Origin of the sequence: Nonomuraea mangrovi, assembly GCF_042681425.1 — a bacterium.
In the GTDB taxonomy this organism is placed as follows: Bacteria; Actinomycetota; Actinomycetes; order Streptosporangiales; family Streptosporangiaceae; genus Nonomuraea; species Nonomuraea mangrovi.
In genome coordinates this window covers 63,660-86,836 of record NZ_JBHUFV010000022.1, presented here as the reverse complement: position 1 = coordinate 86,836, position 23,177 = coordinate 63,660, and the positions used below count along the sequence as shown (strand labels likewise).

Here is a 23,177-nt window from a genome sequence, read left to right as displayed (position 1 = left end):
TGGTCAGGAGTCGTAGAGGTCTCAGCGTGGCATCGCCCGAGCGTGCTGTGTCGAAAGGGTCGCCCATCGCTCGACATCACGTACCTGACCGGCCGCCGGCCATGGGGAATGCTCACTCACCTGCACATCTCTCCAACGTCCGTCGTTGGCGTCGAACTCGGGGAGTTCGGCTCCGCCGCGCTCCAGGAGCACCAGAGCCGTTGCTATGAAGCCCTCCGTAAGTGAGTGCAGGATTGGATGATTCGAACGCTCGTAGCGCTCGATGAGTGCACTCACGAAGGCTGTGAAGGCGGCCAGGTCGATCTCGCATTCGTCGCTCTCCATAGGGCCGAGTCCGGTCGGCAATCCCGTCTCGGGAGAAAGCGCCTCCGCTGATCGCATGAACAGGCCGGCCACTCCGCTCGAGGCGTTCCAGAGGACTTGATCGCCGACCTGGAAATACTGGCTCATGCATTCCCTGCGCTTCCTTGGCGCCGGACACCGCTCAGCCAAACCTGACGTCTCCGGCCATTGGACGAGGCCCCAGCTGACAGTGCGGCCCCGCCACCCGTTCGTGCCGTTGGCCTTCGTCCTGCTTCCTACGCTGCTTCTTCGTTTCTTCTACCAGGCATTCACAGAGCCGACTGGTCGCTGTCGTGTCTCATCCACGCTGTGAGGCTCGTGCCGTAGATCACGGAGTGAAGCGTCCAAGGTCCATCGCCTTCAACGCCGTCGCCCTCTTGGCCTCGCGTAGGGCGTTGTCGGCCCGTGGAAGGCGCGATGCTTGCCGAGGGAGCGTCGGACAGACTTGGGTCTGCGTCGGCTTCGTGCGGGACCTGGCCCCTCAGGAAGCCCTGCATCGGATCGGCGCCACGCCAGGCGTCGCCGCCTACGCGGCCGACGGCGGAACGGTCCTGACCGAGTACGGCTGGCCTCCGCCCGCACGTCGGCGATGCCCTGATCCGGTGACGCCGGCCATGAGGATCTGGAACACGGATCTCCGCGACGCGGAAGGATCGGCGGCGGGCCAGGATGCCAGGAGCTCGGATCTTTCCAACCCCGATCCTCCCGGAGGCGCAGGTGTCGGTAGCCCGTTCCGCTTCGCGCGCTTCCTCATCGCCTTCTTCGGGTCGGCGAGCGCTGTAGTGCCTCATCCGCCAGCGCCGAAAACCGTACACTCCCACCCTCCAGTGCACTAACCGGTCGAAGAATCCTGTCAGAACCGGCGAAGCGGGGCTTTCGACTCATCTTGCGTATGGCTACTATCGGGCCACTAATCGCCTACTGAGGCGATTTTCGTCAAGGACGCACCGACCGACGAGGAGAGTGTCCTGCACGTGGCTGGATGGGGCAGGGTCGGGCGACGACGAGCAGAGACCGTGGCCGACGGGAACGGATTATCAGGCTCAACCGGTGGCGGGCCGAGGCGGCCGGCCGGTTCTCGCCGCCTGCGTCTGCGTACCGTGCTGATCATTGTCGTGATCGTGCCGGGCATGACGTTCGCCCCTCTGCTGGCTTCGGGCATGTCCCAGCTGTCCAGTCAGTGGCGGGCGGAGAAGGCCCAGATGGATCTGGCCACCACCACTGTCGGCAGACCTGCGGCCGACCTGTTCTTCAGCCTTGACCAGGAGCGACGGCTCACCGCGGAGGTGCAGGCCGCCCCCCGCGGCACCGCCCGCGACAAGCTCGTCAAGCAGCGCGCGGTGACCGATCAGGCCGTGGGCGCCTTCCGCCCGCTGGCAGCCCTGGAGATCACCAACGGGCAGGAGGGACTCACCGACGCCATCGCCCGGACCGACCGTGGCCTCGGCCTCCTCGACCAGCAGCGCCGGGCGGTGGACGCGGGCTGGTCCAGCCAGCAGAAGGCGTTCGACTACTACAGCGGCGTCCTCGAGTCGGACATCGACGTCCTCACCGCCCTCAGCCACACCGATCACGGCGAGGTGAACAGCAAGGCGGAGACCCTCATCGACCTGTTCTGGGTCGTCGACATGGTCGGCCGCGAAGACGCCGTTCTGGCGCGTGGCTGGGAGACGGGGCGCCTGACGAGGGAGGAGTACGGCCTTGTCGCCGACGCCATCGGCACCAAGAGGCACCTCCTGCGGTCCCGGGTGATCCCTGGTCTCCTCGCCAACGAGAGGCAGTACGGCACGCTGACGACCAGCAAGGCGTGGGAGACCATGACCGCCCTGGAGGGGCGGCTGCTCACCTCTGGTGTCGGCGCCGAGAGCGACCAGGTGACGCTCCGCGAGATCGGCCCCGCGTGGCGCTCCTCGGTGGACACGTTCACCGCGCAACTGCTGCAACTCCTCAGCCTTCGGCTCGAGAACGTCAGCACGATCGGCTACAGCCACGCCAACCGCCTTTTCGTGATCTTCATCAGTATCACCAGTGTGGGCCTGCTCGCCCTGGGCTTGGTGATCTTCACCAGCTGGCGTCTCACCTCCGTTCTTCGCCGGCGCATCCGCCACCTGCGCGAGGAAGCCCTGGAACTGCAGGAGCGGCTGCCCGACGTGGTCGCCCGGCTGGAGCGCGGCGAGGACGTCGACGTGGACGCGGAAGTGCACATGGTCGAGCCCACCCCTGACGAACTCGGCGAGCTCGGGCAGGCCCTCAACCTGGCCAGCCGTAGCGCCGTCTTCACCGCCGTACGGCAGGCCGAACAGCACCGTGGCTTCCAGCGCATGCTCCAGCGCATCGCCCGCCGTACGCAGATCCTCATCGGTCTTCAGCTGAAGAAGCTGGACGAACTGGAACGCAAGCACGAGGACCCCGAGGTGCTTGAGGGCCTGTTCGACCTGGACCATCTCACCGCTCGGCTGCGCCGCTACGAGGAGAACCTGGTGATTCTCGGCGGCGGCCAGCCGCAGCGCCGCTGGCGCAAGCCGGTTCACCTGCTCGATGTACTGCGCGCCGCGCAGGGCGAGGTCCAGGACTACCGGCGGATCACGATCGACGTCGAGGGCGAACCCTGGATCGCCGAACGCGCGGTGGGACCGCTGGTCCACGTCCTGGCGGAACTCATGGAGAACGCCACCACCTTCTCCAAGCCGCTGACCCCGGTCGAGGTGCGGGCCTCGCCGGTCAGCCGGGGCATCGCCGTGGAGATCGAGGATCGCGGCCTGGGGATGGAGCCCGAGCAGTACGCCGCCGCCAACGCCCTGATGAAGTCGCCGCCGCAGCTCGACGTGATGACCCACGCCGACGACGTGCGTCTCGGCCTGTACGTGGTCGCCAGGCTCTCCGCGGGCCTGGGCCTCCGGGTGGAACTGCGGCCGTCGGCGTTCGGCGGTACCCGTGTCATCGTGTTGCTCCCGGAACCGCTGGTGGTGGACCGCCCCCGTGCCGTACCCGAGCCGGCCGTCCCCCGGGAGGTTCCCCAGAACCCCGCAGGTTCGCAGCCCCACCCACAGGAAGGCGGTACGGCCGGCCCGCGCGTGGCCCACGAGGACGCGCAGTTGCCGACCCGCTCCAGGGGACGCGCGATGGCATACGTCACGGCACCCGGCGCCGGATCGCCGCATCGGGACGACGCACCCCCGCCGTCCGACCGCCGGCCGCTGCCCCAGCGGGTGCGCCAGGCCAGCCTGGTCAACGAGCTCAAGGCCCCGGCGGACGGGGATGGACAGACCGGCCAGGACACGTGGGCCGTACGCGACCAGCCCACCCGATCCGGTGCCACGATCGGCGCCTTCCAGCGGCAGTCCCGCATGCGCCGGACCGGTGAGGACGCCTTCCAGCCCCGGCCGAGCGGTCCCCCCGAGCCCAGTCCCCCTACGACGGAAGATCGATGATGACGCAGCGAACCACCGCCACCGACACCGACCTGGACTGGCTCCTGGACGGCCTGGTCGATCGGGTCGCGGGCACCCGGCACGCCATCGTGCTGTCCGACGACGGCCTGGTGATCAGCCGGTCCCGCACCATCGAACGCTCGGACGCCGAACGCCTCGCCGCCATCGCCACCGGCCAGCAGAGCCTGGCTCGCGGCGTCGGTCAGCTCTTCAGCGGCGGACCGGTTCACCAGGTCATCATCGAGATGGCCGACCTGTGGCTGTTCGTCACAGCCGCGGGCCGCGGCACCCATCTGGCCGTCGTCGCGTCCCAGGAGGTCGACGCCGAACTGATGACCGTCGCGATGCACACCCTGATCCAGCAGGTCGGTCAGAAGCTGGGCACCGGCGCGCGTACCCCGCGGCCTGAAGACACGGGGAGACGCGGATGAAGCACTGGACGGAGGGCTTCGACGACGACGATGACGCCGACGAGCCCCTTGTCCGTCCCTATACGATCACCGGCGGGCGAACCACCCCTGAACGGGACGACCTGACACTGATCACGGTGGTGACGGCGTTTTCCGAGGTCTCTTCGGAGGCCGGACGCGGCCCGAGGAGACTGCAGCCGGAGCACCGCACCATCCTCGCCCTGTGCAGGCGGCCCCTGGCGGTGGCCGAGGTCGCCTCCGCGCTGAACCTCCCGGTGTCAGTGACCAAGATCCTCATCGGCGATCTGATCGAGGCCCGTCAGCTGCGGGCGCGGCCACCGCTCGCCTTCGCGCAGGCAAGCGGCCTCCCCGGTATGAAAATCCTTGAGGCGGTGAGGGATGGACTACGCAAGCTCTGACCACGGGAACGCCGCTCCCCTGGCAGTGAAGATCCTTATCGCCGGAGGTTTCGGCGTCGGGAAGACGACCCTCGTCGGCGCGGTGAGCGAAGTCGCCCCCCTCCGAACGGAGGAGTACCTGACCCATGCCAGCGTCGGCGTCGACGATCTGGAAGGGGTGAGCGGCAAGTCCACCACGACCGTCGCGCTGGACTTCGGCCGCATCACGATCAGCGGCGAACTCGTGCTCTACCTGTTCGGCACCCCAGGCCAGGAACGCTTCTGGTTCATGTGGAACGACCTGGTCAACGGGGCGATGGGCGCGGTCGTCCTGGTCGACACCCGCCGGCTGGACGTGAGCTTCGCGTCGATCGACTTCTTCGAGAGCCGCGGCATCCCCTTCGTCGTCGGCGTCAACTGCTTCCACGGCGTCAAGGACCGGACCCAGGAGGAGATCCGCAGGGCACTCGATCTCGATCCGCAGGTGCCACTGGTGCTCTGCGACGCCCGCGACCGTACGGCGGGCCGAGACGTACTGCTGGCGCTCATCGACCACCTGATGGCCGCCCAGTCCCGTACGGCACCGCAACCCGTGGTTCAGTGAACCTCAGTCTTGGGTGCCCGCGGTCGATAATCGTCGCCGACCTCGCCCCACAGCGACTCTGAGCCCGCCGGTGGCCAGTCGTCCTCGTCCTGCTCCAAACGGAAGACGACCTTCACGTGATCGTCGAGGGGCATCATGGTTCCTTCGCCGTCGTCCGGTGCGGCGGAGTGTAGATGATCTCACGGGCCATTCGCGGGCAGGGTCAGGGCTCCGCGGCGACCGTGCCCGGTATGCTCCGCCAGCCACCCGCTGGGCGGAGGATGAGGGCTTAGGCTACGTTTCGCTTGCCGGTCGGCCGAGGGGTGCTGATGAGACAACACGTGCGCGTTCCGCTGCCGGACGGCGGTTCGCTGGCGGCGACGGTCGCCCTGCCGGAGGGGGCCGCACCCGCGACCGGATGGCCGGGAATGGTGGTCGTGCACGAGATCTACGGCGTCGAACCGGACATGCTGGATGTCGTGGACCGGTGCGCCGAGCATGGATACGCGGCGGTCTTACCCGATCTGTACAGCCACGGCACCAGGGTCGGGTGCCTGGCGCGGGCCATGCACCAACTCGCGACCGGTAAGCCGGGCCGGCCGACCGCCGACATCGACGCCACCCGGCGGTGGCTGGCAGGCCGCGAGGACGTCGACGGCGCCCGGCTCGGTGTGATCGGATTCTGCATGGGCGGCGGGTTCGCCCTGGCGTACGCGGCGAGCGCGCCGCCCGGCGTGCGGGCGGCGTCGGTGAACTATGGCGTGGTTCCCCGGGACCAGGAGGAGTTGCGGTCGGTGTGTCCGGTCGTGGGCTCCTACGGCGGCCGCGACCAAGGCTTCCGCTCGCACGGCGCGCGGCTGCAGGAGCACATGCGAGCGCTCGGCATCGAGCACGACGTGGAGATCTATCCGGCCGCCGGGCATTCGTTCATGACGGACGGGCATCACCCCGTCGCGAAACTCGCGCTGTTCCCGCTGCGCCACGGCCTCGTCCGTCCGGCGGCGGACGAGGCGTGGCGGCGTACCTTCGCCTTCTTCGACGAGCACGTCGCCGACCACGAGTAGCGAACAGGGCGCGCGGGACACCGGCGGGGTCAGGCGCGGCGGAGCGTCCGTCCGGCGGCGGCGATCACCGTGGTGGTCAGCACCCAGCCGCTCATGACGAGCACCATCGTGACCAGTTTCGACACCCCGAGCGGGTCCCACGCCTTCTCGTGGCCGAGGTCGACCAGTGGTATCAGCAGGTCGAGGGAGTACAGCCACGGATCCCAGGTGGGATGTTCGTCGGCTTTGACGGGGCACAGCCCAGGGCCTGCGGGGGGACATCCGGGCGTCCCCAGGGAGAACCAGAGGCTCGCTCCCACCAGCACCAGCCCGAAGATCGCGAGCGCCCGGCCCGGCGCGTAGCCGTACCCGATCACCGCGTCCTGCAGGCCGCCCCACAGCCGGATCATCAGGTTCTTCGACTGGTGCGACCGCCGGATCGAGGCCAGGCGCACCGCGCGGGCGTCGCCGTCCTGGCCTGCCAGGTCGAGACAGGCGGCGAGCTTCTCGTACGGCCCGGCCGCGTAGGTGGGGGTGGCGCGTTCGAGCCACAGCAGCCGCTCGGCCACGGGAAGGTCGGAGTCGAGGCGTTCGTAGTGGAAACCGGAGATGTTGATGCCCGCGGCCACGGGCCATGAGGTGGCACCGTCGGCCAGTTCCTGGACGTTCGCCGACGCCAGCGAGATGGCGTGGACGGGCCGGGCGGCGGGTTTGAGCACGAGCGTCTCGGCGGTGAGCCCGTCGGCCCGCAGCGCGGACGGCCCTTCGGCGGCGAGATGGGTGCCTTCGAGCCGGACGGTGCGACCGACGGCCGCGCTGTCCAGCACCAGCTCCCGCTTCAGCTGGGCGCCGCGCAGGTCGACGTCGCCGACGATCCGTGCTCCTGTGCACCGTACGGCCAGGCCGCGCCATTCCCCCTTGGCGTCGACCGCCGAGCCGCGGGACGACTCGTCGGCGCTGAGGCCCGTCAGGGTGGCATCGACCAGACGCAGGTCTCCGTCGAGCAGGCATCCCGCGAGGTCGACCAGGCCTTCCACGGTGCACCGGTCGGCTATGAGGTCGCCGGTGACGTGCAGTCCCGAGGCGGCCAGGGCTCTGCCACGCGGATTCTTCAGCGTGGCGTCCGTCAGCCTCAGGTCGACCCCGACCGCGGCGTTGGTGAGTTTGACCGATCCGGTGGCGGTGAAGGAGCCGGTGGCTTCCAGAGATCCTTTGAGGACGGCGCGGCGCAGGTCGAGGGCGGTGCCCGAGCCGTTGGCGATGGTGGCGTCGATGAAGTTGGTGTTGCCGTCGACCTGGATGGCGGTCAGGACGACCGCGCCGTCGGAGGCGCAGTTCCTGGCCACCAGATGGTTGCCGATGCGCGCTCTGTCGGCGTTCAGCGCGGCCGCCGTACCGGCGGAGGACAGTTTGGCGCCCGCGACGGAGAGATTGCAGTCGATCCTGGCGCCGTGCAGGTAGAGGGGGGCGGCCAGGTCGAGGTCGGCGAAGAGCGCCGATCCCTCGACTTCGAGGTGGTCGGCGCGGACGGCGTCCTCGTCCTTCTTGACGTCGCCGACCTTGGCGCGCTGCAGGCTGATCTGGCAGCCGACCACCATGTGATGGAGCCGGACCGTGCCGCGGAAGCGGGCGTCCTCGCACTGGAAGGCGAGCGCGACACGGCAGTGGTCGAGGGCGAGGGCGATGTCTAAGGGCCGCGACACCTCCAGGCGGTTCAGCATCACGTTGCCCTCGAACACGGAGCCTTCCAGGAACACGCCGCCCGTCACCTGCACGCCTGTGTGCCCGACGACGGAGGCCCCGACGGCGAGCTTGGGCGCGTAGAGCGCCCACTGGCCTGGTGCGGCCAGCTTGGCGTTGTTCAGCCGCAGGTCGCCGTCGATCCGTACGGTCTCCATGCTGAACACGCCGGTGACCTGGACGGCGCACATGTCAAGGTCGCCCGCGACATGCGTCCCGTCGAGCCCGACGGCCCGCTCGGCCTGCCCCCCGTCGATCGTCGAGCCCGTGAGGAGAAGGTCGCCGCCTATCTCGCCGTCCTGGACGTGGACGGGGCCGAGGAAGCGGTTGCCGCTCAGCCACGCGGGACCCGAGCATCTGACCCGCTGCGCGTCCAGCCCCGGCAGCAGGCAGCTGGTGAAGCCGATGAACCGCGCGGTCGCGTCGTTCAGGAAGGGGGCCCGGTCGAAGACGCACTCGTCGAAGGAGAACGACGCCAGCTCGGCGCACCCGACGTCGAGCCAGCCGGACACCCGCGCCCCCTTGAGCATGAGCCTGGCGGGCTTGCCGGGGGACTGCTCGGGGCCGTGCATGAGCAGATGGCTGATGACCTCGGCGCGAATGATCCGTTCCGGCCCCCAGTACTCGCTGCCGGGCGAGCCGGTGACGGGGCTCGGCCCCTCCAGGTCGAGCTGGGCGCCCTCGCGGAACGCGGCCCACAGCCGTTGCTCCGAAGGGCTCCAGTCGTCCGGGGGTGACAGGTCCGACGGTCGGGTCATCCGCATCTCCACAGCGAGCCGTGACGGTTACCGGTGAGTCCCCGAAGATACATCGGGCCGAGGCCGGGAGTGATCTTTCCGCCCCCCGCCGACCCACGACGGACCGGCAGCCCCCAGTACCGCGGCCGGCTCGGACCTGGTGGCGGCGCCGGGCCGGCGTCTAGGGTGCCGGAATGATCGAGCTGCCGGAGGCGTTCGCGCGGAGCACCGTCGAGCGTGAAGGAGAGCCCGGAGGGGCGTGGCTCGCCGTACTGCCCGGCATCGTGGACGAGTTGATGGCGCGCTGGGAGTGCGTGCAGGACGGCGAGGTCGTGCACGGAGGTGTCGGGGTCGTCGTCCCGGTGCGACGACGGTCCGAGGGGATCGCCGTGCTGAAGGTGTCGTTTCCACACCCCGGAAACGTCCACGAGCCGCACGCGTTCGCGGCGTGGGGTGGGTGCGGAGCCGTTCTGCTGCACGAGCGGGACGACGGGCGTTTCGCCATGCTGCTCGAACGAGCCCAGATGTCGACGCTGGCGGAGGTCGACGATGGCGATGAGGTCGCGAGTGTCGCGGGGCGGATCGGTCGCCGGCTCGCCATCCCCGCGCCGCCTGGCCTTCCCCGGTTGCGGGAACGGGCCGGTGCCTGGGAGGAGCAGCTGCGTAGGGATGCCGAGGAGCTGACACACACTCTGTCGCCTTACGTGGTGGACGCCGCCGTGGCGACGGTCCGTGAACTGGGCCGCGTCCAGCCGGACATCCTCGTCCACGGCGACCTGCACGCCGGAAACATCCTGCGCGCCGGCCGGGAGCCGTGGCTGGCCGTCGACCCCAAGGGGTACGCGGGAGACCCCGCCTACGACGGCGGCACGCTGCTCAAGTCGCGGGTGCTGACGCTCCTCGAAGCGGACGACCTGCGGAAGGCTCTCCTCCGTACGCTGGACGTCTTCGCCGAGGCCGCGGAGCTCGATCGTGAACGCGCCCGGCGCTGGGCCCAGCTCCACGCCCTCCAGGCCGCGTTCGGGGGCCGCCGCCACGGGTTCCGTATCGCCCGCAGCGGATCACGGCTGGACAGGTTCATCGAGATCGCGGACCACCTGACGGAGCTGCTGACGGACCGCCCGTAGACCATAGGTCGTGGGTCAGTGATGTAGTAGGTGGACGATGGCGGCGGTGCCCACCGCCACGATGAGCATGCGCAGTACGGCGGGGCTGAGGCGGCGGCCCACCTTGGCCCCGATCTGCCCGCCGAGCGCGGAACCGGCCGCGATGAGGGCGACGGCCGTCCAGTCGAACCTCGCGGAGAACAGGAAGAAGAGCGCGGCGACGCCGTTGACGATGGCGACAAGGACGTTCTTGACGGCGTTGAGGCGTTGCAGGGTCTCGTCGAGGAGCGCGCCCATCAGGGACATGTAGATGATTCCCTGGGCGGCGGGGAAGTAGCCGCCGTAGACGCCGGCGAGCGTCAGGCCGGTGAAGAGCAGCGGCCCGCTGTCGGGGCGGGCGGGGCCGCCGGCGCGTTCGCGGCGTCGCCGTACGCGCCTGGTGATCTGGGGTTGGAGGACGACCAGGACGAGGGCCAGCCCCACCAGGGCCGGGACGATCTTCTCGAACGCCGTAGGGGGCAGCGCGAGCAGGAGCGTGGCGCCCGCGAGCCCGCCGAGCAGGGCACCGATGCTCATCTTCAGGATGCGCCGGCTCTGGCCGGTGAGCTCCTTGCGATAGCCGACGGCCCCGCTGATGGAGCCCGGGATCACACCGAGCGTGTTGGAGACCGCGGCGGTGACGGGCGGCATGCCGGTGGCGAGCAGAACGGGAAAGGTGATCAGTGATCCGGAACCGACGACGGTGTTGATGGCGCCCGCGCTGACGCCTGCCGCGAAGACGGCGAGCATTTCCCATGGCGTCACGCTGTCTCTTCCTTCGCGGAGTCGGCGGCTGTGCCCGGCGGGACTCTCATCCAGCCGACGCTAGGCGGGAATCACTTCGGCGCTCACCGAAGTGTCCCGGCTCCACGCCGCCGTCTTCCCCCTCAGCCCGAGGATCGCCGCACTGGCGGAGGGCCCTGGGCGAACACACGGCTCGTCGCCCGACCGGGGCCCCTCAGGGGGGCGGCAGGGGAAACCCTGATGCCGGGGCGGACCGGTGGCGACAGCATCGACCCATGCAGATCGCCAGATCAGCGGCAGTGGCCGCACCGCTTCTCATGCTCGCGTACGGGGTCATCAGACTGGTCGGCCGGATGGACGGCGTGTACGGACCTGGCCTGGACTGGCAGGCCGCCCACGTGGCGAACCTGGCCGGACTGGTGCTGTTCGTGTTCCTGGTGCTGGGCATCCGCCGACTCCTCACCCGCAGCGTGGGCAGGGAGGCCGTCGTGGCCATCACGCTGGTCGGGGCCGGCACGTCGATCGTGCAGTTCGTGGCGGACATCGCCTGGGGGCTGCTCGCGGCCGACAAGGCGGGGATGCGCGAGCTCAGCGGCCAGTTCCGCGCGCTGCCCGGCGTGGATCTCGCCTTCTACCAGGTGGGGCCGCAGTTGCTGTACGTCGGTGTGGTGGTGCTCACCGGGATGCTGGCGTACCGAGGCCTGCTGCCCTGGTGGAGCGTGGGGTTGGTGCTGGTGAGCAGCCTGCTGCCGGTGGTGACGCTGGACCTGCTCCCGCTCGCCGCCGCGGGCTACCTGGTGGCGCTCCTGCCGCTGCGGCGGCTGCTCGGCACGCAGGCGCAACCCCTGACGCGGTGACCGGAGGACCGCCCGACGGGATTCCACCGTGCGGTTCGCGCCGTCGTCGGATCCGCTGATGACGTCCCCGAGCCGAACCTCCTCGAAGCGGTCCGTGAGCCCCTCCTTGTGAAATATCGGGCAAAATTCCGGCTTCGTGAAATCTGGGCCATTGACCGCGACCGGTGATCCTCCAACGATCGAGCTACAGCCTTTCGTCGGTCGGGGAGTGGCGATGAGAGCCGTACGGGTTCACGAGTACAACAAGCGCCCGATGGTCGAGGACGTCCCTGACCCCAAGGTCAGCGGGCCGCTGGACGTGCTGGTCGAGATCGGCGGGGCCGGACTGTGCCGTACGGACCTGCACATCGTCGAAGGCCAGTGGGCGGAGAAGTCCGGCGTGGCCCTGCCGTACACGATCGGGCACGAGAACGCCGGCTGGGTGCGGGACGTCGGCTCGGCCGTGATGGGCGTGCGGCCCGGCGACGCGGTCATCCTGCATCCGCTCGTCACCTGCGGGCTGTGCCGGGCGTGCCGGGCGGGTGACGACGTGCACTGCGCCAACGCGAGGTTCCCCGGCATCGACACCGATGGCGGCATGGCCGAGTTCCTTCTCACCAACGCCCGTTCGGTGGTCAAGCTGGATCCCTCGCTGGAGCCCGCGGACGTCGCCGCGCTGGCCGACGCGGGACTGACCGCCTATCACGCGGTGCGCAAGGCGCTGCCGCTGCTCCACCCGGGCACGCAGGTCGTGGTGATCGGCGCCGGCGGGCTGGGCCACATCGGCGTGCAGTGCCTGGCCGCCATGACGGCGGCCGAGATCATCGTCGTCGACCGGTCACCGGCGGCACTCGAGCTGGCGAAAGGGTGGGGCGCCACGCACACCGTGCCGGTCGACGGCGGCCAGGTCGGCGCGGTCGCCGACCTCACCGGCGGGCGCGGCGCGCACGTGGTGCTCGACTTCGTCGGCGAGGGAGGTACCGAAGCCGAGGGTGTGGCGATGCTGCGCCGCGCGGGCTCGTACTTCGTGATCGGCTACGGGGGACGTGTCGAGATCCCCACCATCGACATCATCTCCAACGAGATCAACGTGATCGGCAATCTCGTCGGTTCGTACAACGATCTGGACGAGCTGATGGCCCTGACCGCGCAGGGGAAGGTGCATCTGCACACCAGGAAATATCCCCTCGAAGCCGTTGACGAGGCCATGGACGACCTGGACGGCGGGCGCCTGCAGGGCCGGGGAATTCTCGTACCCACGAGGAGCTGAGATGTACGAAAAGGATGGCCAGAAGTACTTCGTCGTCGACGGGCACATCCATTTCTGGGACGCCAGGCCGGCGAATCAGGCGAACCGCTACGGCGAGGGCTTCATCAACTGCTTCTACGACTACCACCGCAATCTCTCTCCGGCGCCGGAGGTGTGGTCGCTGGAGGAATTCTGGCAGCAGAGCGAGGAACGGATCCTGCACGACGTCTTCGAGGTCGGCTACGTGGACAAGGCCATCTTCCAGCCGACCTACCTCAACGACTTCTTCGTGAACGGATTCAACACCACCGAGCAGGACGGGGTGCTCGCGGAGAAGCACCCGGACAAGTTCATCGTGAACGGGTCGTGGGATCCGCGCGACGGCGAGGCGGGACTTCAAAGGCTCGAGGCGCTGGCGAAGCGCTGGAACCTCAAAGGGGTCAAGCTCTACACCGCCGAATGGAAGGGCGCTTCGAAGGGCTGGAAACTGACCGACCCGTGGTCCTACCGGTACCTGGAGAAGAGCCAGGAACTCGGGATCCGCAACATTCACGTCCACAAGGGGCCGACGATCTACCCGCTCAACCGGGACGCGTTCGACGTGGCCGACGTGGACGAGGTCGCGAGCGAGTTCCCCGAGCTCACGTTCGTCGTCGAGCACTGCGGGCTGCCCAGACTGGAGGATTTCTGCTGGATCGCCACGCAGGAGCCCAACGTCTACGGCGGGCTCGCCGTCGTGATGCCGTTCATTCACACCAGGCCGCGCTACTTCGCGCAGGTGATCGGCGAGCTGCTGTACTGGCTCGACGAGAACCGGATCACCTTCGCCAGCGACTACGCGATCTGGACGCCCAAGTGGCTCATCGAGCGTTTCGTGGACTTCCAGATCCCCGAAGACATGCGCGGGGAGTACGGCGAGCTCACCCCTGAGGTGAAGAAGAAGATCCTGGGCCTCAACGCCGCCCGGCTCTACGACATCCCGGTACCGCCCGAGCTGGACGTCGTGGAAGCCCACGCGGGTAGCGGCGAGCCCGTCGCGTCAGGGCCGAAGGTGCCGGCGTGAGCGTCCCGCCTCCCGGCGGCGGCGTCTGGGCCGCGCTGGCGACCGTGCGGGATCCGGAGCTGGACGAGCCGATCACCGAGCTCGGGTTCGTCAGCGAGGCCGAGGTCCACGAGGGGCGCGTTTCGGTACGGCTCCGCCTGCCGACGTACTTCTGCGCCCCGAACTTCGCCTACCTGATGGTCGCCGACGCCCGCGACGCGGTACGAGCGGTACCCGGCGTGGTCGCGGTGGACGTGCGGTTGGAGGACCACTTCGCGGCCCACGAGATCAACGCGGCCGTCGCGGAGGGCGCGGGGTTCACCGGGTCCTTCCCCGGCGAGGCCTGCGGAGAACCTGACGAGCTGCGCCTGACGTTCCGGCGCAAGGCCTACCTGGCGAGCCTCGACCGGATGTGCGCCCGGTTGACCGCCGAGGGCCTGCGGCCCGGGCGGCTGCGGCTGGGCGAGGTCCCTGAGTCCCCGGAGCTGGCCCGGCTGCTTCACCGCAGGGCCGAGCTCGGGCTGGACTGCTCGCCGCAGTCGCCGCTGCTTCTCGACGAGCACGGCGAGCCGATCCCCGCCGAGGAGGCCGCGCCGCGGCTGCGGTTCGCCCGTGCCGTACGGGTCAGCATCGAGGGCAACGCCGACTTCTGCCGAGGACTGCTCCATACGCGGTACCCCGAAGCGGCGGAGCGGGACCCGTCACCTCCGGCAGGCGAACCGACCTGACCCGTCGGAATGGGAACGCGTGTGGACAGCCCCGCCGAGAAGATCTTGACTGGAGGAACAGCGCGGGCGTCGTCGTCTCCCATCCCCGAAGGGGCCGGAAAATGATCGAAATAACCGGCTTGACCAAACGCTATGGCGACAAGACGGCGGTGGACGGGTTGACGTTCAGCGTGTTCCGCTCACGCGACACCTGAGCCCGCCCGTCGCTATCGCCGACGGTCTCGGACGGCGCCGTTCCTGCTCCAGATCAGCGGCCGGAGTTCCGCGGGTTCGCCGGGCGCGTGTTCCCCCAGCACCTCCCTGCGGGAGACCTTGGCGACGGACACCCGCTGGTGGTAGTCGCGGAAGGTCTGCACCTCGCCGTCACTCCGGCAGAGTTCCCACTTCGGGCCGTCCAGTTCGGTGTAGGACATCCCCTCGTACACATCGTCACCCATCGTGGCGACGCTGACGGCCCAGCGGCGGAGCAGGGAAGCCGAGGCCCGCACGCTGAGCACCCCGTCGAGCCGCGCCACCTCGGCGACCCGGACGTCATCCTCCGGACGCCACCGCCGCCACCAGGTGCCGTCGGCCCGGCCCTGCCCCCGCGCCACCATCCCCCGCCGTGCCCGCGGAAAACCGATTCCCCGCTCGCACCGCTCTCACTACACTCGCCACGAACGGCGCGCTGCCACGACACCGCAGCGCGCACTGACGAGGGAGAGGAGCCGGCCGTGCGCTACAGCACCGCTGCGGTGGTTCCCCCGTCACGACACGAGGTGATCCTGGTGTCTTCGCCGGCCCGGCATCGGCTGCGCGGCCGACGCCGGATGTCCCCCTGACGAACACCTGATCCCTGCCGGCCCGGCACTCGACTGATCGACCGGGCCGCCCCTTCGCGGTCGCGCCGCACCAGGGTTTCGCCATGGCCTGACTCCAGGCCGTCTCGTCGGGGAATCGCGCTGTCCTGTTCGGATCCTCTCGAAGGGCCAGAGGCCATGCGTGCCAACCTGCACCGTCATCTCGTCGACCAGCCGGACGGCGTCCGCAACCTGGGCATCCTCGCCCATGTCGACGCCGGCAAGACCACCGTCACCGAACGGATCCTGTACATCACCGGCGCCACCTACAAGCGTGGCGAGGTGCATGACGGGACGACCGTCACCGACTTCGACTCCCAGGAGCGCGATCGTGGGATCACCATCTTCGCCGCGGCGGTGAGCTGTTCCTGGGACGGTCACCGGATCAACCTGATCGACACCCCTGGCCACGTCGACTTCTCGGACGAGGTGGAGCGCGCGTTACGGGTGCTCGACGGCGCGGTCGCGGTCTTCGACGGCGTCGCGGGAGTCGAACCGCAGAGCGAGTCGGTGTGGAGGCGGGCCGACCGGTACGGCGTGCCGCGCATCGCCTTCGTCAACAAGCTGGACCGAGCCGGCGCCGACCTCGACGCGGCTGTCGGCTCGATCCGCGAGCGGTTGCACAGCGTTCCGCTGGTGGTCCAGCTGCCGATCGGCCGGGAGGACGGGTTCGTCGGAGTGGTGGATCTGCTGCGCATGCGGTCGCTGGTCTGGGCCGACGGCCAGGACACGGTCACGGAGGGCCCGGTGCCCGACGACCTGTACGAGGAGGCGCGACGGCGACGCCGCTCGCTGGAGGAGGCGGTCGCCGAACTGCACCCGATCGCGTTGGAGGAGTTCTGCGCGGAGCAGGAGATCTCCGCAGGCACTCTCGCCACAGCGCTGCGCGACCTGACCAGGACCGGTGAGGGCGTGGTGGTGCTGTGCGGATCGGCCTACCGCAACAGGGGGATCGAGCCGCTGCTGGACGCCGTCGTGTCCTACCTGCCCTCGCCGGTGGACGTTCCACCGGTACCGGGCACCTGGGACGGCGAGGCGCAGGAGCGTGCCGCCGATCCGGCGACGCCGCTGGCCGCGCTGGTGTTCAAGGTGAGCGCGACCGCCACAGGGCGGCTGTCCTACGTGCGGGTGTACTCGGGCACGATGCGGAAGGGAGACACGGTGATGGACGCGGGCGCTGGACGCACCGAACGCGTCGGCCGGATCCTGCGCGTCCAGGCCGACCGGCACACCGAGGTGGACCAGGCCGTGGCCGGGGACATCGTCGCCGTGGTCGGGCTGAAGGCGGCCCGTACAGGGGCCACGCTGTGCGCGCCCGCCGCGCCGCTGGTCCTCGAGCCGCCGTCCGCCGCCGATCCGGTGGTCTCCGTGGCGGTCGAGGCCCGCACGAGCGCCGGTACCGGCCGGTTGGCCGCGGCGTTTGGCGCGGCTGGTCGAGGAGGACCCTTCGCTGGCCGTACGGACCGACGCCGAAACAGGGCAGACGGTGCTGTCGGGGATGGGCGAGCTGCACCTGGAGGTGGCGGTGGAGAAGATCCGTCGCTCCCATGGCCTGGATGTCGGCGTCGGCCGTCCGCAGGTGGCGCACAGGGAGACGGTCGCCCGCGGTGTGTCCGGCCTGCTGTACCGGCACGTCAAGCAGGACGGGGGCGCCGGGCAGTTCGCCCACGTCGTCCTGGACGTGGATCCGCCGGACCCCGCCGGTGACGACGCCACGGGCTTCGTGTTCCGTTCGACCGTCGTCGGCGGGCGGGTCCCGCGGGAGTACGTCCGTGCGGTGGAAGCCGGCTGCCGGGACGCCCTGGCCGCCGGTCCCCTCGGCGGTCACCCGGTGACCGGCCTGCGGGTCACGCTGACCGACGGCGCCACCCATCCCAAGGACTCGTCGGAACTGGCCTTCCGTACGGCAGGCCGGCTCGCGCTGCGGGAGGCTCTGCGCGCCTGCCGCATGGTGCTGCTGGAGCCGGTGGTCGAGGTCACGGTGACCGTGCCGGACGACGCCGCCGGCGGGGTGTTGGGTGACCTGGCGGCACGGCGCGGCCGCGTCTCGGGCACGACCGCCAGGGCGGGCACGGTGGTGATCACCGCGACCGTGCCGCTGGCCGAGGTGTTCGGCTACGCGACCAGGCTGCGGAGCCGTACCCAGGGCAGGGGGACGTTCACCACCCGGCCCGCGGGTTACGCTCCGGTGCCGAGCGCGGCGTCCACGGAGAAGCTGTCCAGGTAGGACCCGGCGACGGCCCCGCCATCAGGGGCGGGGCCGTCCCAGGCCTCGCCCCTCCGGTCGGCTCAATCGCCGAAACGGGTCTCCAGCTCCTCGTAGTCGGCGCTGATCTGCCGCAGGAGCTCTCGCAGGGTGTCGCCGTAGACGGCGACCGCGGCGAACACGTCGAAGGCGTCCGCGTGCTCCCCTGTCGCCGCCGGCTCGGCCGGGGTGAGATCACCGGTCAAGGTCTCGACGACGCTCACCACCCCGTCGAGGACGGTGAACCCGTGCGGCGGGAGGCCGGGCGCCGTCACGGTCCCCGGCACGATCCCGAGGCTGACGTTCGACAGCGTGGAGGCCCGCGCGAGCCGTTCGAGCTGCGCCCGCATCAGGGCGGCCGATCCCAGCCAGGTCCGTACGGCCCCCTCGGTGAGGACGAACGAGAACTGCCGTCCGAACTCGAACAGCAGGCTCTGCGCCTCCATGCGGACGGCCGCGGCCTCCGCGACGTCGTCCTGTCCGGTCTCCGCCGCGAGAGCGAGTGCCGTGCGCGCGTAGTCGGCGGTCTGGAGCAGCGAGGGGATCATCACCGACTGGAACACCTGGATCCGGTGCGCCGAACGGAGCCGGGCCGCGTTCGCCGCCTCCCTGCCGGCCATACCGCCCGGCTCATCCAACGCCCGCAGGCGATCCCGACGATCCTCCACCCCAGCGTTCTACCACCCAGGCCGCCCTACCTGGGCGCTGATTCGGATCTCTCCAGAATTGTCCTCATCGCATGCGACATGCGCCCGTTCCGGTGCTCCGCTGAGTGCGGCCCACGGCTCTACTGGTAGGACCAGCCGCTCCACCTGTCCACCGTGATGACGACCACCGGGCCCTCGGGTGGGCGGGAGCGGTACGGCTCGTAGCGCTCGGCCAGGCGTGCGATCCACGTCGCCCGCTCGGACGGATCCTCGGCGATCACCGCCCTCCCGTCCGCCCGCGCCCACCACAGCCGTGACCAGTCCTCGTCGTAATGGTCCACGAGCAGGCAGACCCGGTCGTTGGCGGCGATGTTCCTCAGCCTGCGAAGGTCCGGAGTCGTCTTCGGCTTGTGGTCGACGGCGAACGCGATCAGGTCGTCCCGCACGGCGAACACGATGGGCACGAGATGCGGTGTTCCACGGGCGTCGGCCGTGGCGAGCGTGGCGGTCCGCGCTGCCGCGAATCTCTCCCTGGCGGCGAGCTCGTTCATGACGGCATTCAACCGCGCCGCGGCCGTCCCGCGCTGCCGCCGGCCGGCTCCGCGGCGTACTACCGGCTCCGCGGCGTATCAGGAGCCGCCGGCAGAGAGGCTGCTCGCGGCCGGCCAGATCGAGAAGGCGTCCACATACGGTCGCAGCAGCGCGGTGAGTTCCGCGTCGCCCCTGTCGTTGAGCGCGTTCTCGCCGATCTGGCGCGCGGCCCCGGCCAGGAGGTCGGCGACCTGGACCCTGGGATCCGTCCGCGAGTCGACGAGCCGCAGGCCGGCCAGCCAGCCGCCGCGTGCCGTATGAAGCCGGGCGATCCGATCCTCCGTCAGCAAGGTTTGCCGATCGTGGACGATCGAGACGGGCCGTTCGCCTTCGCCCCAGTAGGCGACGGCCCGGATGATGGCCGGGATCAGCGGGTCCAGCACCGGCATCGGCTGAGGGTCGTCGAGCAGCTCCGCTCTGAAGGCCTCCATACGAGGCCTGGCGCGCGAGATCAGCCCCATGATGTCGCCGATCCGCCCCCGGGCGCCCAGGCCGCCGACCATGCGGAACACCTCGTCGACGCGGACTCCAGGCCCGCGTCCGTTCTTGGTGCGCAGCAGGTCGTTGAAGGACTCCAGGAAGAGGTTCCATCGCTCGGGCCCGAGGCTGTCAGGGCCGTCGCGGTAGAGGTCGGCCGCCATGTGGCCGTCGGCGTCCTCCTCCGGCGCGATCAGGTCGACGACCCTGCTGACGACGAAGAACGCCTTGTCGATGAGGTACACGTGCGTGTGGCCGAGGAGCGGCCCCGACGGGCCGAGCATCCACTTCAGGGCTTCCCGATGCTTTGTGCGCCGGATGACGTCCGACTTGTACTCCAGCGTGGGAGAAGGCGCTCTGTCGCGTACCTCCTGGATGCAGGCCGCCGCCGAGGCGACGTCCAGCCGTACGCCGGCGTGGGCGAAGACCTTGGTGTTCCCGCCGACGAGCTTCTCTCCTTCCGAGCCGGACTCGTCGCAGGCGATCTCCAGCACCGATTCCATGGACGCCAATCTCGCAAAGTGCCACGAATCACTCAAGTGGATTACCAGGCGGCGGAGGAGGCCGGCGCGGGTGAAGGGGGCGGCGGCGGCACGCCAGGCGCGCACCCTGAGGGCGCCGATGGCGGGCGCGTCGGCCAGCTGGCGGTTCCGCGAGCCCGCTCCACGGAGGACCCCGGCCGCGGGGAACACAGCCCCCAAGTGGGGGTGACAGCCAAGGCAGTCGGCTGGTGGTGGCAAAGGTCGAGGAAGCGCCGTGTGTCTCCGTTGACCCATAGGAGCGGGCTGAATAAATTCCGACCCGTTCTGCGGCCGAGTGAAGCGGTGGAATCGGATGCGTTCGATCATTCGTGCAGTTCAGCGGGATCATGGCTGTCGTCGCCCCGACGCGGCGCAGCGCACAGGGCCGCCCGGATCCGGCGAGGAAGACCCGGCATCGGGGGTGGTGCGCTGCTTCGGCGAGCGGCCCGTGCCCTACGACGAGCCGGTCGAGGAGAGCGGGGCGCTCGTCGAGCCGTCTCCTGGTGAGCTGCTCGCCGCCGCCCGCGGTGCCGTGGCCGAAGGGAGCCCGTTGATCGTCGCCGCGCGGAGCGACGCCTACGCGGGGTTCCTCCGTTCGCTGTGGCTGGAGCATCCGGAGCTGGCGGTCGGTCTGGTGATGACCACCGGCGACGTCGTGACGCCCGTCGGACCCGGGCCCGGCTACCACGAGCTGTCCGTCGACGAGCGGGGCGGTGTGTGGCGCAGGGAGAGCGTGCCGCTGGAGCTGCCCGAGGGGGAGATTCCGCTCGGACCCGATGATGTGGTGCTGGTCAGCGGTGGCGGCAAGGGGTTCGGGCACGCGTGCGCGAAGGCGCTCGGTGAGGCGACGGGAGCCAGGCTCGCGCTCTTCGGCCGTTCCGAGCCCGACGACGATCCGGCCCTGGCCGCCGATCTAGGCGCTCTCACGACGGACTACGCCTACGAGCCGGCCGACCTCGGTGACTCCCTGGCGGTGGCGCATGCCGTACGGGCGCTGGAGGAGCGGCTCGGGCAGGTGACGGCGATCGTGCACGCGGGCGGGGTGAACCGGCCCGCCCGGTTCTCGGAGCTGAAGGACGGGGAGATCGCGCTGCACGTCGCGCCCAAGGTGGGCGGGCTGGAGGCGCTGCTCGCCGTGGTGGAGCGGCCGCGGCTGGTGGTGACGTTCGGTTCGGCGGCCGGCAGGTACGGCAGGGCCTGCGGCTCGCACGTGGCCCTCGCCAACGGGCTGATGCGCGACAGGGCGCGGAAGGCGGGGAGCCTGGTACGGCGGGTGCTCACCATCGAGTGGGGGAGCGAGGGCAGGTGCGACCTGTTCCTTCGCCTGCTGGCGGTGTCCGATCTCTCCGGAACGGTCTCCGTCCGTACCGGCGAGGACCCGCATCCGCAAAAATGAGGGCATGAACGAGCAGTGGCAGGAGATCGGCGATCGGGTGTTCGTCCGCCGGCACGAGTCCTATGACCTGAACGTGGGGCTCGTCGTCGGTGACGGTCAGTGCCTGGTCCTTGACACGCGGGAGTCCCATCCGAAGGCCGCCGACCTCGTCGACGCCATCAGGAAGATCACCCCGGACCCCTGGGTCGTCGTCAACAGCCATGCCCACTTCGACCACTACTTCGGCAACGCGTTGTTCGTCCCCGCCGAGTTCTGGGCGCATGCGCGGGCCGCCGAGGAGATCAAGAGGGACGGCGAGGGGACCAGGGACAGGGTGGCGGCCTCCAGGGAGCCCGAGGCGGCGGACGTCGAGATCGTGGTGCCCGACCACACGTTCACCGAACGGGCGACGCTGGACATCGGCGGCAGGCCGGTGCATCTGCGCTACTTCGGCAGGGGGCACACCGACAACGACATCATCGTGCACGTGCCCGACGCTGGTGTGATCTTCGCGGGGGACCTGGTGGAGGAGGGGGCGCCCCCGGCGTTCGACGACGGGTACCCGCTCGACTGGCCGGGCACGCTGTCGGCGATGCTGGCCGCGCTGGGGGAGCCGGTGATCGTGCCGGGGCACGGCGCGGTGGTGGACCGCGCGTTCGTCACCGCCCAGATGAACGACCTGGCCGTCACCGCTGACCTGGCCCGTCGCGCGCACGTGGAGGGGCTGCGCGACCTGATCTCGCAGATCCCCTATCCGCAGGCGATCGAGCGGGCGTTCCTGCAGCTCGACGCAGGGTGAGCCGCGAGCCGGCGCCGCCGGCCCGCGGGATCGGGTGAGTCGACTACTACCTGGAGGCCATATCTATGCGGTCGGCTATAGTGCATTCTGCAATATAGGAGGAGGCATCATGGCGCGACGCCACGATCTGGTCGGACTGACCGTGCTGGCCATGCTCTCGGTGCGCGCAAGTCACCCCTACGAGCTCCACCGCTTCATCGTCGACACGCACAAGGACTACGTGACGGGGCTGCCCCGCAGCCTCTACCACGCGGTCGAACGGCTGGCGAAGGAGGAGCTGATCGTGCCGGTCGAGACCACGCGGGAGGGCCGCAGGCCGGAACGCACGGTCTACGAGATCACCGAGGAGGGCCGTGCGGAGCTGTCGGTACGGCTGCGCAGGCTGCTCGAGCAGCCGGAGGCGGATCGGCGGGCCTTCACGGCCGCGATCTCGCTGATCGGCTGTCTGTCGTCGGCCCAGGCCAAGATGGCGCTGCGCACCCGCGCGGCCAGTCTCGAAGGGGGCATCGCCGGGCTCGTGAGCCATCGGCAGGCGCTGGCCGACGGCGGGCTGCCCGAGGTGCTCGCGCTGGAGCTGGAGTGCGCGCAGGCGCTCCAGGAGGCGGAGCTCGCCTGGGTGCGGGGGCTGATCGGCAGGATCGACGAGGGGCGGCTCGACTGGCCTGGCTCGGTCAGAAGCGCGCTCCTCGAGCAGGTGCTCGACTGACAGAGGAGGCCGTCGAGGCAGGCCATCGAGGCGACCCACAGGGAGGTGTTCAAGCTCCCCATCAAGATCGACATGGGGGGTGGGGAGCCGCAGGTCAAGGAGCTGGGCCCCGGCGTGCGGCAGGCGATCGTCCAGGGCGGCTCCAACGGCCGCGCCTCGGTCGTCACGTTCGTCGCCGTGGAGACCGGCGGCGGCCGGCGTTTCGCGTTCTTCCAGAACACGAGGGTGACCAAGCCGTGAAGAAGCTCATCACCGAGGTGTCGGGCGTGGTCGAGGCGCCGGTCGCGCACGTCGAACGCGAGCTCAGGAAGGCGCTCGGCGGCGAGCTCCACCACCAGGGCGGCTGGTGGTACAGAGGCGAGTGGTCCGTGGAGCCCCACCCCAGGGGTTCGCTGGTCGTCCATCGCGTCTACAACGTCGCCGAGTGGTTGCGCTGGGCCGTGCCCCTGGCCAACAGGTTCTTCATCGGCTTCGACGAGGCCACCAGGGAGGGCTTCCGCCAGATGACGGCGAAACTCTCCTGACAGTCGTGGGGGGGGGGGCGGCCCG

22 protein-coding genes and 1 pseudogene are annotated in these 23,177 nt (G+C 69.9%); 16 read left to right on the top strand and 7 right to left on the bottom strand.

Annotated features, from left to right (window positions below; genetic code table 11):
- Positions 1 to 21: 21 nt before the first annotated feature.
- Positions 22 to 450 carry a DUF6086 family protein gene (locus ACFSKW_RS14645; RefSeq protein ID WP_379572769.1) on the bottom strand — a complete coding sequence of 143 codons (429 nt, stop codon included), beginning with the start codon at positions 448 to 450 and terminating at the stop codon, positions 22 to 24.
- 992 nt (positions 451 to 1,442) lie between these two features.
- Between ACFSKW_RS14645 and ACFSKW_RS14640 the strand changes: the two genes are divergently transcribed.
- The 5 genes from ACFSKW_RS14640 (at position 1,443) to ACFSKW_RS14620 (ending at position 6,228) form a co-directional block, all read left to right on the top strand.
- On the top strand, positions 1,443 to 3,773 hold the full coding sequence (locus ACFSKW_RS14640; RefSeq protein WP_379572768.1) for a sensor histidine kinase: 2,331 nt from the start codon (positions 1,443 to 1,445) through the stop codon (positions 3,771 to 3,773).
- A complete protein-coding gene (locus ACFSKW_RS14635) occupies positions 3,773 to 4,204 on the top strand; it encodes a roadblock/LC7 domain-containing protein (RefSeq protein WP_379573036.1) in 432 nt (143 codons plus the stop codon). The genes ACFSKW_RS14640 and ACFSKW_RS14635 overlap by 1 nt, the downstream gene beginning before the upstream one ends.
- Entirely contained in the window at positions 4,201 to 4,602 is a 402-nt protein-coding gene (locus ACFSKW_RS14630; protein ID WP_379572767.1) for a DUF742 domain-containing protein, read from the top strand. Before ACFSKW_RS14635 ends, ACFSKW_RS14630 begins: the two co-directional genes overlap by 4 nt.
- The gene (locus ACFSKW_RS14625) at positions 4,583 to 5,185 is read left to right on the top strand and encodes a GTP-binding protein (protein WP_379572766.1); all 603 of its coding nucleotides are present in this window, start codon (positions 4,583 to 4,585) and stop codon (positions 5,183 to 5,185) included. The genes ACFSKW_RS14630 and ACFSKW_RS14625 overlap by 20 nt, the downstream gene beginning before the upstream one ends.
- A gap of 308 nt (positions 5,186 to 5,493) precedes the next feature.
- The gene (locus ACFSKW_RS14620) at positions 5,494 to 6,228 is read left to right on the top strand and encodes a dienelactone hydrolase family protein (protein WP_379572765.1); all 735 of its coding nucleotides are present in this window, start codon (positions 5,494 to 5,496) and stop codon (positions 6,226 to 6,228) included.
- A gap of 29 nt (positions 6,229 to 6,257) precedes the next feature.
- Here ACFSKW_RS14620 and ACFSKW_RS14615 read toward each other — a convergent pair whose 3' ends face one another.
- Positions 6,258 to 8,705 carry a translocation/assembly module TamB domain-containing protein gene (locus tag ACFSKW_RS14615; RefSeq protein WP_379572764.1) on the bottom strand — a complete coding sequence of 816 codons (2,448 nt, stop codon included), beginning with the start codon at positions 8,703 to 8,705 and terminating at the stop codon, positions 6,258 to 6,260.
- A 173-nt stretch (positions 8,706 to 8,878) separates the two neighbouring features.
- On the opposite strand from ACFSKW_RS14615, the gene ACFSKW_RS14610 reads away from it, so the two are divergent.
- A complete protein-coding gene (locus ACFSKW_RS14610) occupies positions 8,879 to 9,811 on the top strand; it encodes an aminoglycoside phosphotransferase family protein (RefSeq protein ID WP_379572763.1) in 933 nt (310 codons plus the stop codon).
- Between the two features lie 15 nt (positions 9,812 to 9,826).
- On the opposite strand, the gene ACFSKW_RS14605 is transcribed toward ACFSKW_RS14610, so the two are convergent.
- A complete protein-coding gene (locus tag ACFSKW_RS14605) occupies positions 9,827 to 10,594 on the bottom strand; it encodes a sulfite exporter TauE/SafE family protein (protein WP_417629457.1) in 768 nt (255 codons plus the stop codon).
- Between the two features lie 254 nt (positions 10,595 to 10,848).
- Between ACFSKW_RS14605 and ACFSKW_RS14600 the strand changes: the two genes are divergently transcribed.
- The 4 genes from ACFSKW_RS14600 (at position 10,849) to ACFSKW_RS14585 (ending at position 14,428) form a co-directional block, all read left to right on the top strand.
- Positions 10,849 to 11,430 carry a hypothetical protein gene (locus ACFSKW_RS14600; protein ID WP_379572762.1) on the top strand — a complete coding sequence of 194 codons (582 nt, stop codon included), beginning with the start codon at positions 10,849 to 10,851 and terminating at the stop codon, positions 11,428 to 11,430.
- A gap of 214 nt (positions 11,431 to 11,644) precedes the next feature.
- Positions 11,645 to 12,679 (top strand): NAD(P)-dependent alcohol dehydrogenase, encoded by a 1,035-nt coding sequence (locus ACFSKW_RS14595; protein WP_379572761.1) that lies wholly within the window; start codon positions 11,645 to 11,647, stop codon positions 12,677 to 12,679.
- Position 12,680: 1 nt separating this feature from the next.
- Positions 12,681 to 13,721 (top strand): amidohydrolase family protein, encoded by a 1,041-nt coding sequence (locus ACFSKW_RS14590; RefSeq protein ID WP_379572760.1) that lies wholly within the window; start codon positions 12,681 to 12,683, stop codon positions 13,719 to 13,721.
- On the top strand, positions 13,718 to 14,428 hold the full coding sequence (locus ACFSKW_RS14585; RefSeq protein WP_379572759.1) for an iron-sulfur cluster assembly protein: 711 nt from the start codon (positions 13,718 to 13,720) through the stop codon (positions 14,426 to 14,428). Before ACFSKW_RS14590 ends, ACFSKW_RS14585 begins: the two co-directional genes overlap by 4 nt.
- A gap of 206 nt (positions 14,429 to 14,634) precedes the next feature.
- On the opposite strand, the gene ACFSKW_RS14580 is transcribed toward ACFSKW_RS14585, so the two are convergent.
- The gene (locus tag ACFSKW_RS14580; RefSeq protein WP_379572758.1) at positions 14,635 to 15,024 is read right to left on the bottom strand and encodes a hypothetical protein; all 390 of its coding nucleotides are present in this window, start codon (positions 15,022 to 15,024) and stop codon (positions 14,635 to 14,637) included.
- A gap of 381 nt (positions 15,025 to 15,405) precedes the next feature.
- On the opposite strand from ACFSKW_RS14580, the pseudogene fusA reads away from it, so the two are divergent.
- Positions 15,406 to 17,494: pseudogene (fusA, locus tag ACFSKW_RS14575) on the top strand (elongation factor G).
- A 62-nt stretch (positions 17,495 to 17,556) separates the two neighbouring features.
- On the opposite strand, the gene ACFSKW_RS14570 reads toward fusA, so the two are convergent.
- The 3 genes from ACFSKW_RS14570 to ACFSKW_RS14560 form a co-directional block, all read right to left on the bottom strand.
- Entirely contained in the window at positions 17,557 to 18,180 is a 624-nt protein-coding gene (locus ACFSKW_RS14570) for a DUF5753 domain-containing protein (RefSeq protein WP_379572757.1), read from the bottom strand.
- Positions 18,181 to 18,299: 119 nt separating this feature from the next.
- Entirely contained in the window at positions 18,300 to 18,710 is a 411-nt protein-coding gene (locus ACFSKW_RS14565) for a TIGR03668 family PPOX class F420-dependent oxidoreductase (RefSeq protein WP_379572756.1), read from the bottom strand.
- A gap of 78 nt (positions 18,711 to 18,788) precedes the next feature.
- Positions 18,789 to 19,730, bottom strand: coding sequence for a DUF3800 domain-containing protein (locus ACFSKW_RS14560; RefSeq protein ID WP_379572755.1), 942 nt, complete (start codon positions 19,728 to 19,730; stop codon positions 18,789 to 18,791).
- Between the two features lie 331 nt (positions 19,731 to 20,061).
- Here ACFSKW_RS14560 and ACFSKW_RS14555 point away from each other — a divergent pair, with 331 nt between their 5' ends.
- The 5 genes from ACFSKW_RS14555 to ACFSKW_RS14535 all read left to right on the top strand — a co-directional run bounded on the left by ACFSKW_RS14555 (position 20,062) and on the right by ACFSKW_RS14535 (position 23,152).
- Entirely contained in the window at positions 20,062 to 21,144 is a 1,083-nt protein-coding gene (locus ACFSKW_RS14555) for an SDR family NAD(P)-dependent oxidoreductase (protein ID WP_379572754.1), read from the top strand.
- Between the two features lie 4 nt (positions 21,145 to 21,148).
- A complete protein-coding gene (locus tag ACFSKW_RS14550; protein WP_379572753.1) occupies positions 21,149 to 21,922 on the top strand; it encodes an MBL fold metallo-hydrolase in 774 nt (257 codons plus the stop codon).
- A gap of 109 nt (positions 21,923 to 22,031) precedes the next feature.
- A complete protein-coding gene (locus ACFSKW_RS14545) occupies positions 22,032 to 22,628 on the top strand; it encodes a PadR family transcriptional regulator (RefSeq protein WP_379572752.1) in 597 nt (198 codons plus the stop codon).
- A 45-nt stretch (positions 22,629 to 22,673) separates the two neighbouring features.
- The gene (locus tag ACFSKW_RS14540; protein WP_379572751.1) at positions 22,674 to 22,868 is read left to right on the top strand and encodes a hypothetical protein; all 195 of its coding nucleotides are present in this window, start codon (positions 22,674 to 22,676) and stop codon (positions 22,866 to 22,868) included.
- Entirely contained in the window at positions 22,865 to 23,152 is a 288-nt protein-coding gene (locus tag ACFSKW_RS14535) for a hypothetical protein (RefSeq protein ID WP_379572750.1), read from the top strand. The genes ACFSKW_RS14540 and ACFSKW_RS14535 overlap by 4 nt, the downstream gene beginning before the upstream one ends.
- Positions 23,153 to 23,177 lie beyond the last annotated feature (25 nt).